Raw genomic sequence first — 15,463 nt, 5'->3', positions numbered from 1 at the left:
TTGCGGGGTGCCGTCATCGCCATGGCGGAGCGGGCCATCGCCGGTTTGGAGATTTGCGGGTTGTGTTGGCGTGCTCTGGGGTTGGGCGAGGATGGGCGGTGTGATCATGTGCTGTGGTGCGTACACGTTCTGCAGCCGTGGTGCCTCGTTCGTCGGCACCATCGCGTCGGGGTGTTCGATGTCCTCGGGACGGGCCTGGTTGAGGGCCTCGGGAAGCGGGTTGTGTGGATCCTTGGGCTTCCAGAGACTCGTGTTGTAGTCCTCACGCAGGAACGGCGCCGGTGTGGTGTTGAACTCGTTCGCGGGTCGGCGTAGCCGCGTGAAAATTCGGTCGAGTTGTTGCTGCTGGGACCCGGCGGGGTCGGCCGGGTCGAAGTCGCGGGTGAGGATGCCGTGGTCGGCGAGTGCGTTGATGATTGCTTGGTTGATCGAGCGTTGGTCGGTGACGGTGGTCGCGGGTTGTGGTGTCGCGGCCTCTGGTGTTGGTGTGGTGGTTTGTGGTGTTGGTGTGTTGGTGCGTATTTCGGTGGCACCGTGGGCGGCGGCGCCGAGGAAGCCGCCGGTTATGGCGGGGATGAGGGTTTCGGTGATGGCCTTTGTGGTGAGGGGTTCGCCGGAAAGGGATAGGGAGGCGAGTGCGCCCATGATGCCGCCGACGAGACCACCGGCAGTACCGGTGAGGGAGGTCCCGGCGAGCTGGAACGCGACACGGGCCGCGGCACCGGTGGCCTTTTCGGCGTGGGCGATGGTGTTGGGGATGATCCAGCGGCCACCGATCCACATACCCGCGGCGGCGCCAGCCGCGCCGCCGACACCACCGGCGGCCGCGGCGATACCGACCGATTTCCAGTCCATCGATGTGCGGTGGTCGGCGGCGATCTGTCCGGCTTGGACGGCGGCGTTGATGCCGCCGACTTGCAGGGTGCCCCAGAACATGGCTTTCCCGGCGAGGACGAGCATGCCGCGTTGGGTTGCGTATTTGGAGGCTTGTCCGGTGAGGAAGATCAGGAGTTTGCGTTTGGCGATCTGGCAGGCGGTTTGGGTGGCTTGGCGGTCGATGTAGGCTTCGACGGCGGCGCCCGCGGGGGAGAACATGAGTGCGGCGCGCGCCAACTGCCAGGCCAGGATGGTGGCGAAGCCGATGACGGTCAATTTTTGGAGTTCGATGCTGTTGGCGCCCTCGTAGAGTTCTTCGGCCAGAGTGTCGTTGTAGTCGGCTTGACTGCGGAATTTGGTGGCGAGTTCGCGATGGGCTTGGGCGAGTGCGGTCCCGAAGTGGCCTCGGGCTTCGTTGTCGGTGTTGACGGCGAGGGTGTCGTGGTGGTCGGCGTAGCCGCGGCATTGTTCGGCTTTGTCGGACCAGTAGTCGGCGGTGCGTCGGGCCGCGGTTTCATCGCCACGCGGGAAATGCCCAGCGACACAGTCGATCACCGGTTTGGGCAACCCCGGTGGAAGGGTCAGCGTCATCTACGATCCGACCCCGTCACATCTCACCAGGGGTCCGACTCCGTCACACCTCGCCGGGCCGTATCCAGCACCATCGCACTGGGCGGTCACGTCGGCACACACCACGTCCTCCGTGCTCGAACCCGTCCATATATCTCGGCAGGGATATCCGCGCCAGCTCGATCTCCGATGCGAAGAACCCCGCAATTCTTGCGCACACCACGTGGGCTTTCCTGCGATGGGAAGTTTTGAGGCGCTAGCGTTGCGCCCTTCGCTGGTGTTCGCGCCAGCGGGCGATGAGGCCGTGCATGTCCTGCTGGACGAAGTCGACGGCCTCGGTGAGGCGTTGGCCGGTCAGGGCGTCCGCATGGTTTTCTCGACTCGTTGCGCATCGATAAAAGCTCGCACCCACTGCCGACTCGGTTGGAGATACCGTCGTCGGGCCTCGGCGAACAGGTGCACGCTGGCGGGGCCCGGCCAGTCGGCGGGCAGCATTTCGTCGGGTAGGCCCGGATCGATATAGGGGATGATCCGCCACTCGTCGAGCATCAAGGTGAAGTGTGCGAAGGCATTTCGGTCGCTGGTATCGAGGTCGAGAATTCCGTGGTGCTTTTCGTAGAAGGTTCGGTGTCTGGCCGCGAGATCGTCGAGGTCCCACCATTGCGCGGCGGCCTCGCGCAGGGTGCCGGGCACGGTGGGGTCGGTGGCGCGAAACGAGGTCACATAGTTGTCGAGATCCAAGGCCGTGATAATGGCGGCTGCCTCGGCCGCGAGGTACTCCGGATAGATCCACAGACCCGCCGAGACGGTGCCGCAGCCGATCGCGGACAGTCGTCGCCGAAGCTGGTGTCGTGCGGCGCGTTCGGATTCCGGGATGGCGTAGGACAGCAGCCGCCACGCATCGCCGGAGGTCATCTGGCGGAACCCGAAGATCCGTGGGTCGCCGCGGGCGAACATGGCCAGGGCGGCGTCGGTCAGTGCGTACCCCGCACGTCCACTGCGGGTTTCGGCGTACAGCACGCCTTTGCTCTTCAGGCGTGTGATCGCGGTGCGTGTGCCCGGTGCCGGAATGCCGAGCGCGGCAAGTAGTTCGGTGAAATCGGCCACCGCGATCCAGCTTCCGAGGTCGCGGATATAGGCACCGAGCACTGTGCGGGTGAGCGAGGTCGCGCTGCCCGGCCGTGCATCGAAGTCGTCGAGCACTGCGGCTGCGAGCGGCTGTTGGTCAGTGGTCATCGCGTGTCGGGTATCCCTTCGAGGTCGAGGTCGAGGTCGAGGTCGGGTGTCGAGCGGCGATTCGACTCGGCTCGTTCGGGATATCCGCCGATTCGCTCAGTGTCCGGTCCAGGTGCGTACGGCGAACAGTTCCGGAAAGTAGGTGTGCTCGAGTGCGCGCTGTAGAAATCCGACCCCGCTGGAGCCGCCTGTCCCGCCTCGTCTTCCGATGACGCGCAGCACCGTGCGTAGATGACGGAACCGCCACAACTGGCAATTCTCCTCCAGGTCCACCAGCTCCTCGAACGTCTCGTACACCGACCAATGTTCTTCCGGCGCTTCGTAAATCGACTGCACCAGGGCGAGCAATTCGGGGTCGAGCGTGTGGGCCTCGCTGACATCGCGTGTCAGCGTCGAGCCGGGCACCTCTAGTCCGGTGCGGGCGAGATGACGCCAGAATGCGTCGTAGAGGGTCGGCTCCGGCAAGAGCGTGGCCAGCATTTCGTGTGCCTCGGGATCGGATTCGAACACTCGAAGTACCGCCGCGTTCTTATTGCCGAGGACGAATTCGATGGCACGGTACTGGTAGGACTGGAACCCGGACGAGTTCCCCAGAAAACCGCGGAACTGCTCGTATTCGGTGGGCGTCAACGTCGCGAGCACGGACCACTGCTCGGTCAGCGTTTTCTGGATATGTTTCACCCGCGCAATGCATTTGAGCGCGACGTCGGTGTCGTCGGCATCGAAAGCCGCACGCGCGGTGAACAATTCGTGCAGTACCAGCTTCAACCACAGTTCGGTGGTCTGGTGCTGAATGATGAACAGCAGCTCATCGTGCCGCTCCGGTCGGCTGACCGGATGCTGCGAGCTCAGCAAGGTGTCGAGGTCCAGGTACGCGCCGTAGCTCATGCGAGAGCTGAAATCGGTGACAATGTTGCGTTCGAGTGCGTCGCGTCGGCTGGTCATCAACGGCCCGTTCTCCTATGGCCCCCGATTCACCGTATTACACGAATGTGACGCTCGCTAGGGTTGTGTCATATGGCGGTCCGGCGTGACCCCGGCATCCGTGGCACCGAGGCTGGCCAGCAGGCGCAGGTTGTCATGGGATTCGGTGCCGGGTTCGGCGGACAGGACGACGAGTTCGGTGCCGGTTTCCTCGGGTAGGGCGAAGTTTTCCTGGTGTAGGTCCAGGATGCCGACCAGGGGATGGACGAAGGATTTGCGGCCGTGGGTGCGGGAGCGGACATCGGCGCGGGCCCACAGCTTGCGGAAGCGGTCGCTGTGCACGGCTAGTTCGCCGATCAGGGCCGACAGTTTGGGATCGTCCGGATACTTGCCCGCGGCCAGGCGCAGGTGGCCGACGGTATCGCGGGTACATAGATCCCATTCCGCGTAGAGTGAGCGGCCGTCGTCGTGCAGGAAGATTTGCCGGGCGATATTCAAGCCCTTCATCGGGCTGTGTCCGTACAGCAGTTCCGCGAGCCGGTTGCCCGCGACCACATCGAGACGGTGATCGAGGATGAACGCGGGCGCATCGGGGATCAGATCCAGCACCCGCCGCAGCTCAGGGCGAATGCGGACATTCGGCGCCGACTTCGCCGGACGCTGCGGTCGGCGGGCCAGCCGGTGCAGATGCTCGCGCTCCACCTCGTCGAGGCCGAGCACCCGAGCCAGCGCATCGAGGACCTGCGCGGACGGCTGCCGAGCTCGCCCCTGCTCCAAACGCACGTAGTAGTCGACGCTTACCCCGGACAGATGCGCGACCTCCTCCCGTCGCAATCCGGCTACCCGACGGCGCGAATCGGTCGGGATGCCGACGGATCCGGGATCCACCCGGGACCGCCGCGTGCGCAGGAAGTCGCTGAGCTCGTCCATCCCTCCAGTATTGCCACGGCTTCGCGGGACAAGGGTGGTCCTGTCGATACCAGGAAGTCCCGTCCGATGGAAGAAGCGTCCCTGAACAGCGGCCGATTCGACTGGCGAAGATCGAACACATCCGATCCGAAGGAGCAGCAAATGCGGACACTCATCGTCCACGCCCACCCCGAAACGCGGTCGCTCAACGGCGCACTGAAGGACATCGCGGTGACCACCCTGCGCGAAGCCGGGCACGAGGTAGAAGTTAGCGACCTGTACGCGATGCGATGGAAGTCGGCGGTCGACGCCGACGATTTCGGCGGGACGAGCGGCCCACTGCGGGTCGCCGCGGCATCCGGCCGCGCGTACGACACCGGAACACTCACCGCCGATATCGCGGCGGAGCAGGAGAAACTGCGCTGGGCCGATACCGTGATCTTCCAATTCCCACTGTGGTGGTACTCGATGCCCGCAATTCTCAAGGGTTGGTTCGACCGGGTCTTCACCTTCCACTTCGCCTATGGCGTAGGCGAACACAGCGATACCCGCTATGGCGACCGCTACGGTGAGGGCACTCTCGCGGGCAAGCGGGCAATGCTGTCGGTGACGATCGGTGGCCGCGAACCGCACTACACCGACCGCGGCATCAACGGCCCCATCGACGACCTGCTCTTCCCGATCCAGCACGGCATCCTCTACTACCCGGGCATGGACGTCCTCCCGCCGTTCGTGACCTACAGCGTGGATCGCTTCTCGCCCGAAGATTTCACCGACACCGCCAAGGCGTGGGAGCAGCGCCTGCTGTCGATCGAACAGACCGACCCGATCGCCTTCCGCACCCAGAACGGCGGCGACTACGAAATGCCCGCCCTGCGCCTGCGCGAGGGTCTGGAAGTCAAGGGCCGCACGGGGTTCGGGCTGCATGTTCGTGCCTGATCCGAAAGACAATGCTGAGTTCACGTCCACTCCGACCGTGTGCGTCAGTGGGCGAGGACGCCGCTGAGTTCGTTGGGCGCGGCGGAGAGGGTGGTTGTCGCGGTGATGGCGCCGGTGGTCAGGTCGATTCGGTGCACCTGCTCGGTAGTCGGGTCGGACACGTAGATATCGTTGCCGCGCGCGAAGATCGCCGGTCGCGGCTCCTGCCATTTCAGTGGCTCCTCCCAGGTGCCGGTGACCGGGATGGTGCGTGTGACGGTTCCCGTCACCGGGTCGATGACGTGCACACGACCGTCGGTGCCGAGCACCAATGCCTCGCCCTGTGGGCCGCGGGCCAGGGAGCGGAAGGTGTAGCTGGTGCCGATATCGATCAGTCGCAGGCTGCCGTCGCGGGTGTCGATCAGCGAAATCTGCTGTGGCCGTTCGAGTTCGGCATCCCTGTCCTGTTTGTAGTCGCCGAGCGCGATCGGCGAGGAATCACTGCCTGCCTGGTTGCCGATGCGGCCGTACGGGGTCGGGCTGGTCACCTTGGTGATGGCGCCGTTGCGGTAGATGAGCGCGCCGGTTTCGCAGCCGATGACGACCGCTTCGCCCTGCGCGGTGGATTCGCCGTGCACGCCGGGGCAGTCCTCGTTGCGGGCGATCTCCCTGCGGTTCTTGTCCAGTACCGCGATGCCGGTGCGCTTTTCCTCGGTGCCGAGGGTGACGACCAGTTCCCCGGTGGACAGTTGGATCGCCACTCCGTGGTGCGGGGCAGGCGCTCGATAAACCTCCGGCTGTGGCTTGCCGTCGGTGAGGCGATGCGGATCGAAGACGGTGACTTCACCTGTGCCGTCCGCGAATAGGACGGTCTTTCCGGCATGGCGCACCACATGTCCCGGTTTGCTGCCGGGGAAGGTGATGCCGGTCAGTTCGCCATGGACGGCGTCGAGGACCTGGAAGCCGTCCTTCGTCGACACCATCACGTGGTGGTCGTCGCCTGCCGGGTTGAGGCGGTTGAAGCCGTCGAGCTTCAGCTCCACGGCAATGGCGAGGGACTTTCCGTCCAGGAGGTAGATGCCGCCGTCATAGGTGATCGCAATGGGATCGGTGATCGTCGGATGGTTCGTGTTCGTGCCACAACCGGTAAGGGCAATTGCCGACGCCAACAGTCCGGATAGGGCTGCCGATTGCGCGCCGCGTGCTCGTAACCGCATGTGCTGCTCCATTTCTCTTGTTCGAAGTTCGGTCAGGGCGCCGTCAGGCCGCGCACGATGGCCTCCGTATCCGCGCGCATCATGTCCAGATAGGTGGCCGCGCCGCCGCCGGGTTCGGTAAGCGATTCCGAGTACAGCGCGATGACCCGCACCCGCACGCCGACCTGTTCGGCGAGGACACGGACGAGGCGGTCGGGCTGGGCGGAGTCGGCGAAAATGGCGGGAACGCCCGCGGCTCGGATGGTTGCGGCCAGTTCGGCAAGGTCCGAGGCGCTCGGGGCGGCGAGGGTGGAGCCGCCGGGGATGACGGCGCCGATCATCTCGAACCCGAAATGCTTTGCCAGATAACCGAATACGTGATGGTTGGTGACCAGCTTCCTTCGCTCCGGTGCAATCGTGGCGAACCGCTCGGTCATCCAGCGGTCGAGTTCGTCCAGCTCGGCCAGGTATCGCGCGGTGTTGGCGCGCACCGTATTCGCGTCGATCCCGTCGATTTCCGCTACCCGGGCGCTGATCGCCGCTACCGCCCGGCGCACCCGCTCCGGATCGGTCCAGAAGTGTGGATCCGGCCCCTCGCCCTCGGTGCCCCGATAGCGAATCGGATCCACCTGCTCACCGACCGAAATCGACATCACCCCATGCTGTTCGGCGGCGCTGACGTGGCGCAGCACGCCCTCCTCGAGACCGAGCCCGTTGTGTACGAGCAGGGCGGCGCGCTCGATCCGGGCTGCGGTCTGTGCGGAGATCGCGAATTGGTGTGGATCGGCGTTCGGTGGCATCAGCACTGTCACGGTGGCCGTATCGCCGACGATGGCGCGGGTGAGGTCACCGAGAATGTTTGTTGTTACGACGATTTCGCGGCCGTTCGTGCGCTGATCCGCGCAGGCCGGTAGCAGGGCCGCCAGAAGAAGGGCGATGCAAACCCGGATCATGGTCCTCATCGGCCCGTCTCCACCATGTGCACGGGTGCGATGTCGAGGGTGAATGTGCGTGCGCGACGGAGTTTGTCGCGGTAGTCGATCTCGTGTACGGCGTGGGCCACAGCGTCATTGACGTAAGCGCGTCCGGTGTCGATCTCGATCACCGGCGGTGGCGTGCCGTCCGGTACCGGTGCCAGCAGTTGCACCTGTGCGGTCTGCGCACCGGTGTTGATGTCGTGACCGTGCAGCACACCGTCGCGGGTCACGGTGAGCAGGACACTGCCCTCACCCGCCGTATTGGTCGCGATCACCGGACCGGTCGGCACCAATCGCCATGTCCGCGCACGGATGTCGAGAAGCCAGACGCCGATTTCGCCCGCCTTCGCGACGAGGGTGGTACTGCCGGGGCGGTGGGCGAACTCGACTGCGCGTTCGCCGTCCGGAATCTGTCGCGGATAGGCGATTTTCACGGCGTCGAACTGTTGGTCGGATGCGGTCACCACCAAAGCGCCGTCGGCGCAGCCGAATACGAGACCGCGCCTGGTCACCGCGGATCCACGCGGCGATGGGCAGGCCTCGGCCAGCGGCGCCGACGGATTGCCGTCACGGTCGCGGATCTCGGCTCGGCCGCCGTTCGTCACAACGGTGAGATGTTCGGCGTACGGCACCGCGAGCCCGTCGCCGATCATGCCGCGTTCGGTGGCCCGGCCTCCGTCCAGTGCGGTCCGGTCCAGTAATGCAGTGCCGGAATCGGTGGCGACCGCGGCCGTGGCGGAGTCGCTGTGCACCGCGAAAAGTCCACCGCGCCTGACGGTTCCGACTTCTCGGATCGCCGCCCGGTAGTAGTGCATATGGTCACCGTGGTCGACGGTCCACGCGCCGCCATCGATGACTCGCACCGCATCCCCGGTGCCGAGATACGCGAATCGGTCATCGCCGCGAACCGTGGTCACACCGGCAACCTGCCCGGCGGCGGTAACGTGTGCATCGGTCAGATCGACGACCCGGATCGCACCCTCGGCATCGGCCAGAACCAGCCGGGTCTGCGGTGCGTCGGTCTCCTCCGCGCCTGCCATGTAGCCATGCGGAGTTACCCCGGTGTCGGTGGAATTGCCTGTGCTCGAACCACATCCGACCAGCGGCAGTGCAGTGACCAGCACCGCCAGGGCGCTCATAGCGGAACCGGAAATCCGTATCCGATCGCGCAGCCACGAGGCCGCGGCCGATGTGAAGAACACCGCGACCGCGACGGCGACAATGGTCGCGCCCGCCGCGGTACCCACATGCCAGGACACCAACAGCCCGGCCACGGTCGCGAACCCACCGAACAGCGCCGCCAGCAGCATGATCACCGGAATGCGCGCGGCCCAGAACACGGCCGCCGCGGGTGGTGCGATGAGCAGCCCGAATACCAGCAGGGTGCCGACGACATGGAAGGACGCGACGATCGCCAGGGTCAGCAGACCCAGTAGCGCCACCTGCGCCCAGCGCGGCCGCAGACCGAGTGTATGCGCGGTGCGCGGGTCGAAGGCCAGCGCGACGAAAGCGCGATGCCCGAGCGTTGTGACCGTTGCCGCGATCGCCAGCGCGGCCGCGAGGTAGCCGAGTTCCTGGTCCCGGATGGCGAGTACGTCACCGAACAGGAATCCGGTCACGTCGACCGCGAAGGACTGCGAGCGCGACACGATGAGCACCCCCGCGGCCAGCATCCCCACGAACACCAGCCCGATGCCGGTATCTGCGGTGAAGCGCGGATTTCGTTGCAGCGCGGTAATTCCCAGCGCCATCGCCACGGCGCTACCGGCGGCGCCCAACAGCAGATTTCCGCCGAGCAGCGACGAAACCGCGACTCCTGGGAGCATTCCGTGCGCCATGGCGTCCCCCAGAAAAGCCATCCCGCGCAGCACAACCCAGGTCCCGGCCAGCGCGCAGATGCAGGACACCAGCAGTCCACCCCACATCGCTCTCTGCACGAACGAAACCTCGAATGGGGCGAAAAGGACATCCATGGCGCGATACCTTATGATGGAAATGATTTTCAATACAAGTAAGGTGAGGTAGTGCACAAACCGATGACCCCGGCAGTTCGAATCGATGCGCTATTTGCTGGCTACCCTTCGCGAACCGTGCTGCACGACATCACCACCGCGATCCCGGCCGCGCAGATGACGGCGATCGTGGGTGCCAACGGATCCGGAAAGTCCACGCTGCTGAGCGTGCTCGCCGGTGTGCTCCCTGCGACGTCGGGAACGATTCAGCGGGGGAGTGGACGGCGACCCGCGTTGGTTGTCCAGCACAGCGCGGTCCCGGCAACCTTGCCGATCACCGTCCGCGACACCGTCGCCATGGGCCGCTGGGCTCACCGCGGTCCGTGGCGCCGCCTCACCCGCACCGACACCGACATCGTGCACGCCTGCATGTCCCGCCTCGGCATCACCGACCTGGCCCGCCGCCGCCTCACCACCCTGTCGGGCGGTCAGCGCCAGCGCACCCTGCTGGCCCAGGCTCTCGCTCGAGAATCCGATCTACTGCTGCTCGACGAACCGACCACCGGCCTGGATACCGAAGCCCGGCAACAGATTTCCGACATCCTGCACGAAATCCGCGCCGACGGCGGCACGGTCGTCCTGGCCACCCACGACCGCGACGAAGCCCTACGCGCCGACAACTGCCTCCTACTACGCGCCGGTCACCTGATCACCGCAGGCAACCCAACCAACGTGCTACCCACCCGCACAATCTCCTGACCATGTCCCAGGGCTGGACAGCCGATCACCATGTATCGGTGGCGGCAAATGTCGAGAATGCCCCTCCATCAGCGCATTCTCATCAGGTGGTCACGCAGTTGCAGGCGCGGGGTCGCGGGAGTGACGGTTCGGGCGCCGTTTCGTAGCGGTCTATGGGCCGACGGGAGAGCGTGCTGGCCGCCTGGGTTCAGAGTTTGCGGCTGGCTGCCGGGGTCAGGAGGGGGTGGGCGAAGTCGTAGATCTGTTCTGCGGCATCGAATTCCGTGGTTACGGCCGCGCCGGGGGAGTCGGCCCATTCGGCGGGGACGGGCGTGCCCGGCCAGGTGTGGCCGCCGCCGAATACTGTCCATGCCGTGACCTGCGTCCCGCCGACGCCGCCGGTCATCGTGTGCCGGGCCGAGTGCTCGGTCGTGATCGTGCCACCGTCGTGCCAGCAGCGATCGAGGTGTCGACCGCTAGGGTTGCTCGAGCATGTCGAACGGGATGGTCGCCTCGACCGGGTCGTCGACCAACAGCACTCGCCGATGGACGGTATGAACGCGATAGCGGCGCCCCGACCAGTCGAGGCGATATTCTTCGATCTCCTCGATCCGCTCCTCCTTCTGGTCCAGCCTGACGATCAGATAGCAAGGGATTCCCGCAGTTGCGTACTGAATTCGCTTGTCGGTGATATCAACGTCGATCGTCGATTCGGACGTCACTTCGACGACGAGCAAGAGGTGGTCTCGTACTGTGTTGACGTCATACGGTTCGCAGTCGCGAATCCAGATATCGGGATAGCGTATGTTCAATCGACGATCCGCCGCGGTGGAGTCAGCGTCGGCGAATCGTGCGGCGACATCGGAATCTACGACCAAGCACGGCCCGGCATCACGTCGCGCGGCCTCCAGTGACCCGGCCAGACGCCGGACCACCCGACTGTGCAGCGGGCCTTGCGCCATCAATCGTACGACGCGCCCGTCCACGATTTCGATGTCGCTCAACCCGGCCGTCGCCCCTTCGGCGAACTCCTCGGCCGTGACACGCAGTTCGTGGTGCTCGTCGGGTGCGCTCATATCGGCCATCATTGCAGGCTGAATCTTTTCGGACCACCGGGCAGGCCGACGCCGGTCGTGTGGGAAGCCGAGGTTCAGGCCATCCCGGCCGGAATCGAGCCGACGGCTGGCGACAGCCTAGGCGCTGGCTCGCGATTTGGTCGAGCGGCTTACCGCGGAGTCTTTTCGGCGTTGATGGGAAGCCGCGAATCGATCGCCATATCGCTCCAGGTGCCGCGCAGCCACGTCTGCGCCGGGTCGTCGCTGATCCGCCAGGCCCGTTCCGGTCCGGGGCCCGCCATGATGTTCAGGTAGTACATGTGATACCCGGGCGCGGCGATGGACGGGCCGTGGTAGCCGTGCGGCACCAGTACCACATCGCCGTCGCGCACCTCCTCGAGCACATCGATCGGCCGCTCGACGGTCCCGTACACACGGTGGAACCCGAAGCCAGGCGAATCGTCTGCGCCACGGGCGAATTCGAAGTAGTAGATCTCCTCGAGCGGCGTCTCGGTGTCGGAGAGCTCATCGTGTTTGTGCGCCGGATACGACGACCAGTTCCCGCCTGGGGTGATCACTTCGCAGGCGATGATCGAATCGGCCTCGAAGGTGTCCGCGGTCGCGAAATTGTGCACCTGGCGACTGCAATTGCCCGCACCGCGCAACTCCACGACCACCTCGGCGGCGGGGACATAGCGGAACGGCAGCTGCTGCTGGGCACGTGCGCCACCGAGCGCGAATCGCCCACCGTCGGTACTGGTTACGGTGTAGGCGCTATCCCGTCCGATGTAGGCGAAATCGGTCGGGCCGTCGAAAACACTGTCGCGCCCGGCTAATTCGAACGATTCGGCAGCACTGGTCACGGTGCACGAACCGGATAGCGGAACCACCACGATCTCGTCGGCATGGCTGTGCGTGCGATGCGATTGGCCCGGCGCGAGCTCGACGACGTGCAGGCTGGCGTGATCCCACCCCGCCGCCTCCTGGGTGAGCGCCACCGTGTACGGCGCGCGATAGGCGCGGGCGGCGGGTACGTAATGCTTGCTGTGCATCGCGATCACCGCACCAGCGATACGGCCGTATCGACCGCGCCCGCGACATCGTTATCCGGCGGATACAGCAGCGCACGGCCCACAATGAGGCCCCGAACACCCGGCAGCGCAAGGGCTTTCGCCCAGCGCGCGTAGGTTTCGTCCGGCCCGGTCTGCGGGTCGCCGCCGAGCAGCAGGGTGGGCAGGGTGGTGGCGTCCATGACTCGCTCCATCTCCGCGACGACGGGTAGTTTCAGCCAGGTGTAGGCGGAGGTGGAGCCCAATCCCTGCGCCAGGTGCACGCTCTTGATGACCGCATCCGGTGACAGATCGTTGACCACCTTGGTTCCCGGCCCATCGGGCCGATGCGATATGAACGGCTCGAGTATCGCGGCCAAACCGAGCGCGGCGAGCTCATCGATGGCGACGGCGCTCGCGGTCATCATCGACAGCGTGCCCGGATCGGTGAGATCGAACCGGTTGAGCATCTTCGCGCCGTTGAGTCCGGCCGCGGCGGTCGCCCGCGCGGTATATCCGGTCATCCGGTCGTCGAGTTCGAAATCCGCGCCCGCGATGCCACCGCGGTTCATGGAGCTGAAGACGACCTTGTCCTCGAGCGCGCCGAGCAGCAGCAGATCCTCGATGATGTCCGCGGTGCCGAGCACACCGTCCACGCCCGGCCGGGCCAATGCCGTGACCAGCCGGTCCAGCAGTTCCCTGCGGCTGTTCATGGCGTAGGGGTTGCCCGAGGCCGACAGCGCTCCGCGGGCCGGGTGGTCGGCGGCGATGATCAGCAACCGGCCGTCGCCGCGCACCAGACCACGACGGGTCCGCGTGGCGAAAGCTCTGGCGATGGCGCCGGGATCGGCCGCACGTAACTCGGTCAGCTCGGCATAGGACCGCACTCCTTCGCCACTCCTCATCGAATCGCCGCGCGACGCCAGCTTCATTTCCGGGCCTTTCCAATCAATGACAGCGCGACGAGATCGTCGATTTCGGCGCTGGTCGGCATGGCGGTGGAGCATTCGAGCCGGGCGGCGACAATGGCCCCGGCGGCATTGGCGCGGCGCAGGATGGTCTCCAGCTCCCATCCGGCCAGCAGGCCGTGACACAGGCTGCCGCCGAAGGCATCGCCCGCGCCGAGGCCGTTGCGCACCTCGACGGTGGCCGGGGGCACCACGACGGATTCGTGGCGGGTCTTGCCGAGCACCCCATCCGGTCCCTGTTTGACGACGGCCAGTTCGACACCCAGATCCAGCAGTGCGTCGGCGGCCCGATGCGGATCGGTCTCGCCGACGGCGATGCGGCACTCCTCGCGGTTACCGACCGCGACCGTAACCTGGGTCAGCGCCTCGCGTACCTGTGCGCGGGCCTGTTCCTCGTCGGCCCAGAACATCGGCCGGTAGTCCAGATCGAGCACGGTGAGCGGCCGCCGTTCCCGGATCGACCACGCATCGAAATGCGCTGCACGAGAAGGCTCTTGGGACAGGCCGGTGACAGTTGACCAGTACACGCCCGCGCCGCGGATGATCTCGGGATCCACTTGGCCGCCGGTGATCTGCAGGTCCGGCGCGCTGGGTTCGCGGTAGAAGTACAGCGGGAAATCGTCCGGCGGGAAGATCTCGCAGAAGGTCACCGGGGTCGGCAGGTGATCGGTGGTATGCACGAGGGCATCGGATACGCCGAGCCGGACCAGTTCGCGCCGCACGTATCGACCGAAGGGATCGGTGCCGACGCCGGACCACAGCGCGGTGCGCCGACCGAGCCGCGCCGCCGCGACAGCGACATTGGCGGCACTGCCACCGAGGAACTTGCCGAAAGTCTCGACATCTTCCAGCCCCACTCCGGATTGGAGCGGGTAGATGTCGACGCCGACCCGACCGGTCGACACGACCTCGAATTGAGCGTTCACAGGCTGACTCCAGGGTTCGGGCCTCGGGGGACGGGCATAGCCGCGTATCCAGACTTTGCGCCCGACGTACCCGCTTGTCAAGACTTTGTCAGGACATACTTACTTACGGACATATGTAACAAGAACTGCTCGTTGTGATTTACAGTGGAAGAAATTGGCGCTCACCTGCGCCCGCTCGCCCCGAGGAGCCGACGATGCCCGCGCCACTGGATGTTGCGATCGACCGCTCGAGCCCGGTCCCGCTGTATTTCCAACTGGCACAGGGGATCGAGAACGCGATCCTGGAAGGTCGACTCGCCCCCGGGGATCGCCTCGAGAACGAGCTCGACCTGGCCAAACGGCTCAATCTGTCGCGGCCGACCACAAGGCAGGCAATCCAGGCGCTGGTCGACAAAGGACTGTTGATGCGCAGGCGCGGGGTGGGCACTCAGGTGGTGCAGAACCAGGTGCGTCGGCCGGTCGAATTGACCAGTCTGTACGACGATCTGCTCACCGCGGGTCAGGAACCGACCACCGAACTGCTCGATTATCAGCTCGGCGCTCCGGATCCCGATATCGCCGAGGAACTCGGCGTTCCCGAGGACGCCCGCTTCGTGACCTTCCGCAGGCTGCGCCGTGCCGGGAGTGCGCCGCTGGCCGTCATGACCAATTACGTGCCCGCCGAATTCGCACCCGCGCCCGACCAGCTCGAACTGCATGGATTCTATGAATGCCTGCGGGCCAAGGGAATTCACATCGCGCTCGCGCGCCAGCGGATCGGTGCGCGCGGTGCGACCAGGGCCGAGGCGCAACTGCTCGACGAGCGCACGAACGCGCCGCTGCTGACCATGCAGCGGGTCGCCTTCGATGATTCCGGGCGTCCGATCGAAATGGGCAGGCATGTGTACCGGGCCTCGCGGCATTTCTTCGATACCACGGTGCTGAGCCGCTGACGGGTATCACCCACTTCCCGGCCTGCGGCTGCCGCGGATCCGGGCGAGCACCGTGCGTAGCGGCGTCACGTGGATGCCGTGCTCGGCCAGATGCCTGCGGGTCTTCAACCGGGTCGGCAGCAGACCCGCACTGGACTGCGACAACCGTTGCGCCGAAACGAGATACGGGACGCCCACATGCACCGAACGATGTCCGCTGCAATGCCGCGATCATGTACGCGGCAACACCGACACCCC

16 protein-coding genes are annotated in these 15,463 nt (G+C 65.7%); 3 read left to right on the top strand and 13 right to left on the bottom strand.

Annotated features, from left to right (window positions below):
• The 4 genes from NP3_RS43550 to NP3_RS43535 all read right to left on the bottom strand — a co-directional run.
• A partial coding sequence (locus NP3_RS43550; protein WP_373864834.1) for a WXG100-like domain-containing protein occupies positions 1-1,467 on the bottom strand: 1,467 nt, incomplete at its 3' end.
• A gap of 333 nt (positions 1,468-1,800) precedes the next feature.
• Positions 1,801-2,682, bottom strand: a complete 882-nt coding sequence (locus NP3_RS43545; RefSeq protein WP_063047545.1) for a PaaX family transcriptional regulator — start codon at positions 2,680-2,682, stop codon at positions 1,801-1,803.
• A gap of 96 nt (positions 2,683-2,778) precedes the next feature.
• Entirely contained in the window at positions 2,779-3,627 is an 849-nt protein-coding gene (locus NP3_RS43540) for a tryptophan 2,3-dioxygenase (RefSeq protein WP_063047544.1), read from the bottom strand.
• A gap of 57 nt (positions 3,628-3,684) precedes the next feature.
• A complete protein-coding gene (locus tag NP3_RS43535) occupies positions 3,685-4,536 on the bottom strand; it encodes a helix-turn-helix transcriptional regulator (RefSeq protein ID WP_063047543.1) in 852 nt (283 codons plus the stop codon).
• Positions 4,537-4,677: 141 nt separating this feature from the next.
• On the opposite strand from NP3_RS43535, the gene NP3_RS43530 reads away from it, so the two are divergent.
• On the top strand, positions 4,678-5,454 hold the full coding sequence (locus NP3_RS43530) for an NAD(P)H-dependent oxidoreductase (protein WP_063047551.1): 777 nt from the start codon (positions 4,678-4,680) through the stop codon (positions 5,452-5,454).
• Between the two features lie 44 nt (positions 5,455-5,498).
• Here the strand turns inward: NP3_RS43530 and aztD are convergent, their stop codons facing one another.
• The 3 genes from aztD to aztB are packed head-to-tail and all read right to left on the bottom strand — an operon-like array spanning position 5,499 to position 9,579.
• Complete coding sequence (aztD, locus tag NP3_RS43525) at positions 5,499-6,650, bottom strand: zinc metallochaperone AztD (RefSeq protein WP_063047550.1); 1,152 nt, start codon at positions 6,648-6,650, stop codon at positions 5,499-5,501.
• Positions 6,651-6,682: 32 nt separating this feature from the next.
• Complete coding sequence (gene aztC / locus NP3_RS43520; protein ID WP_063047542.1) at positions 6,683-7,591, bottom strand: zinc ABC transporter substrate-binding protein AztC; 909 nt, start codon at positions 7,589-7,591, stop codon at positions 6,683-6,685.
• The gene (aztB, locus tag NP3_RS43515) at positions 7,588-9,579 is read right to left on the bottom strand and encodes a zinc ABC transporter permease AztB (RefSeq protein ID WP_063047541.1); all 1,992 of its coding nucleotides are present in this window, start codon (positions 9,577-9,579) and stop codon (positions 7,588-7,590) included. Before aztB ends, aztC begins: the two co-directional genes overlap by 4 nt.
• A 63-nt stretch (positions 9,580-9,642) precedes the next feature.
• Between aztB and aztA the strand changes: the two genes are divergently transcribed.
• On the top strand, positions 9,643-10,317 hold the full coding sequence (gene aztA, locus NP3_RS43510) for a zinc ABC transporter ATP-binding protein AztA (protein ID WP_063047549.1): 675 nt from the start codon (positions 9,643-9,645) through the stop codon (positions 10,315-10,317).
• Between the two features lie 187 nt (positions 10,318-10,504).
• Here aztA and NP3_RS43505 read toward each other — a convergent pair whose 3' ends face one another.
• The 5 genes from NP3_RS43505 to iolC form a co-directional block, all read right to left on the bottom strand.
• Positions 10,505-10,702: a hypothetical protein gene (locus NP3_RS43505; protein WP_063047540.1), complete on the bottom strand. Its 198-nt coding sequence runs from the start codon at positions 10,700-10,702 to the stop codon at positions 10,505-10,507.
• Positions 10,703-10,772: 70 nt separating this feature from the next.
• Complete coding sequence (locus NP3_RS43500) at positions 10,773-11,372, bottom strand: Uma2 family endonuclease (RefSeq protein WP_063047548.1); 600 nt, start codon at positions 11,370-11,372, stop codon at positions 10,773-10,775.
• Between the two features lie 149 nt (positions 11,373-11,521).
• Positions 11,522-12,403 carry a 5-deoxy-glucuronate isomerase gene (gene iolB, locus NP3_RS43495; protein ID WP_063047547.1) on the bottom strand — a complete coding sequence of 294 codons (882 nt, stop codon included), beginning with the start codon at positions 12,401-12,403 and terminating at the stop codon, positions 11,522-11,524.
• 5 nt (positions 12,404-12,408) lie between these two features.
• Entirely contained in the window at positions 12,409-13,332 is a 924-nt protein-coding gene (locus NP3_RS43490; RefSeq protein ID WP_245721368.1) for a Cgl0159 family (beta/alpha)8-fold protein, read from the bottom strand.
• The gene (gene iolC / locus NP3_RS43485) at positions 13,329-14,294 is read right to left on the bottom strand and encodes a 5-dehydro-2-deoxygluconokinase (RefSeq protein ID WP_063047539.1); all 966 of its coding nucleotides are present in this window, start codon (positions 14,292-14,294) and stop codon (positions 13,329-13,331) included. The genes NP3_RS43490 and iolC overlap by 4 nt, the downstream gene beginning before the upstream one ends.
• A gap of 194 nt (positions 14,295-14,488) precedes the next feature.
• On the opposite strand from iolC, the gene NP3_RS43480 reads away from it, so the two are divergent.
• Entirely contained in the window at positions 14,489-15,226 is a 738-nt protein-coding gene (locus NP3_RS43480; protein ID WP_063047538.1) for a GntR family transcriptional regulator, read from the top strand.
• Positions 15,227-15,232: 6 nt separating this feature from the next.
• On the opposite strand, the gene NP3_RS48695 is transcribed toward NP3_RS43480, so the two are convergent.
• Positions 15,233-15,409 (bottom strand): hypothetical protein, encoded by a 177-nt coding sequence (locus tag NP3_RS48695; protein WP_157124941.1) that lies wholly within the window; start codon positions 15,407-15,409, stop codon positions 15,233-15,235.
• Positions 15,410-15,463 lie beyond the last annotated feature (54 nt).

Source organism: Nocardia pseudovaccinii NBRC 100343, assembly GCF_001613225.1.
GTDB lineage: Bacteria > Actinomycetota > Actinomycetes > Mycobacteriales > Mycobacteriaceae > Nocardia > Nocardia pseudovaccinii.
This window is presented reverse-complemented; position numbering and strand designations above follow the sequence as displayed.

What these genes read in the sequence shown, in the direction of transcription:
- iolB (WP_063047547.1), bottom strand. Translation starts at nt 12,403, where the DNA reads ATGCACAGCAAGCATTACGTACCCGCCGCCCGCGCCTATCGCGCGCCG.
- NP3_RS43500 (WP_063047548.1), bottom strand. Translation starts at nt 11,372, where the DNA reads ATGAGCGCACCCGACGAGCACCACGAACTGCGTGTCACGGCCGAGGAG.
- NP3_RS43490 (WP_245721368.1), bottom strand. Translation starts at nt 13,332, where the DNA reads ATGAAGCTGGCGTCGCGCGGCGATTCGATGAGGAGTGGCGAAGGAGTG.
- NP3_RS43505 (WP_063047540.1), bottom strand. Translation starts at nt 10,702, where the DNA reads ATGACCGGCGGCGTCGGCGGGACGCAGGTCACGGCATGGACAGTATTC.
- NP3_RS43535 (WP_063047543.1), bottom strand. Translation starts at nt 4,536, where the DNA reads ATGGACGAGCTCAGCGACTTCCTGCGCACGCGGCGGTCCCGGGTGGAT.
- aztC (WP_063047542.1), bottom strand. Translation starts at nt 7,591, where the DNA reads ATGAGGACCATGATCCGGGTTTGCATCGCCCTTCTTCTGGCGGCCCTG.
- NP3_RS43540 (WP_063047544.1), bottom strand. Translation starts at nt 3,627, where the DNA reads ATGACCAGCCGACGCGACGCACTCGAACGCAACATTGTCACCGATTTC.
- aztA (WP_063047549.1), top strand. Translation starts at nt 9,643, where the DNA reads ATGACCCCGGCAGTTCGAATCGATGCGCTATTTGCTGGCTACCCTTCG.
- aztB (WP_063047541.1), bottom strand. Translation starts at nt 9,579, where the DNA reads ATGGATGTCCTTTTCGCCCCATTCGAGGTTTCGTTCGTGCAGAGAGCG.
- NP3_RS43480 (WP_063047538.1), top strand. Translation starts at nt 14,489, where the DNA reads ATGCCCGCGCCACTGGATGTTGCGATCGACCGCTCGAGCCCGGTCCCG.
- NP3_RS43545 (WP_063047545.1), bottom strand. Translation starts at nt 2,682, where the DNA reads ATGACCACTGACCAACAGCCGCTCGCAGCCGCAGTGCTCGACGACTTC.
- aztD (WP_063047550.1), bottom strand. Translation starts at nt 6,650, where the DNA reads ATGCGGTTACGAGCACGCGGCGCGCAATCGGCAGCCCTATCCGGACTG.
- NP3_RS43530 (WP_063047551.1), top strand. Translation starts at nt 4,678, where the DNA reads ATGCGGACACTCATCGTCCACGCCCACCCCGAAACGCGGTCGCTCAAC.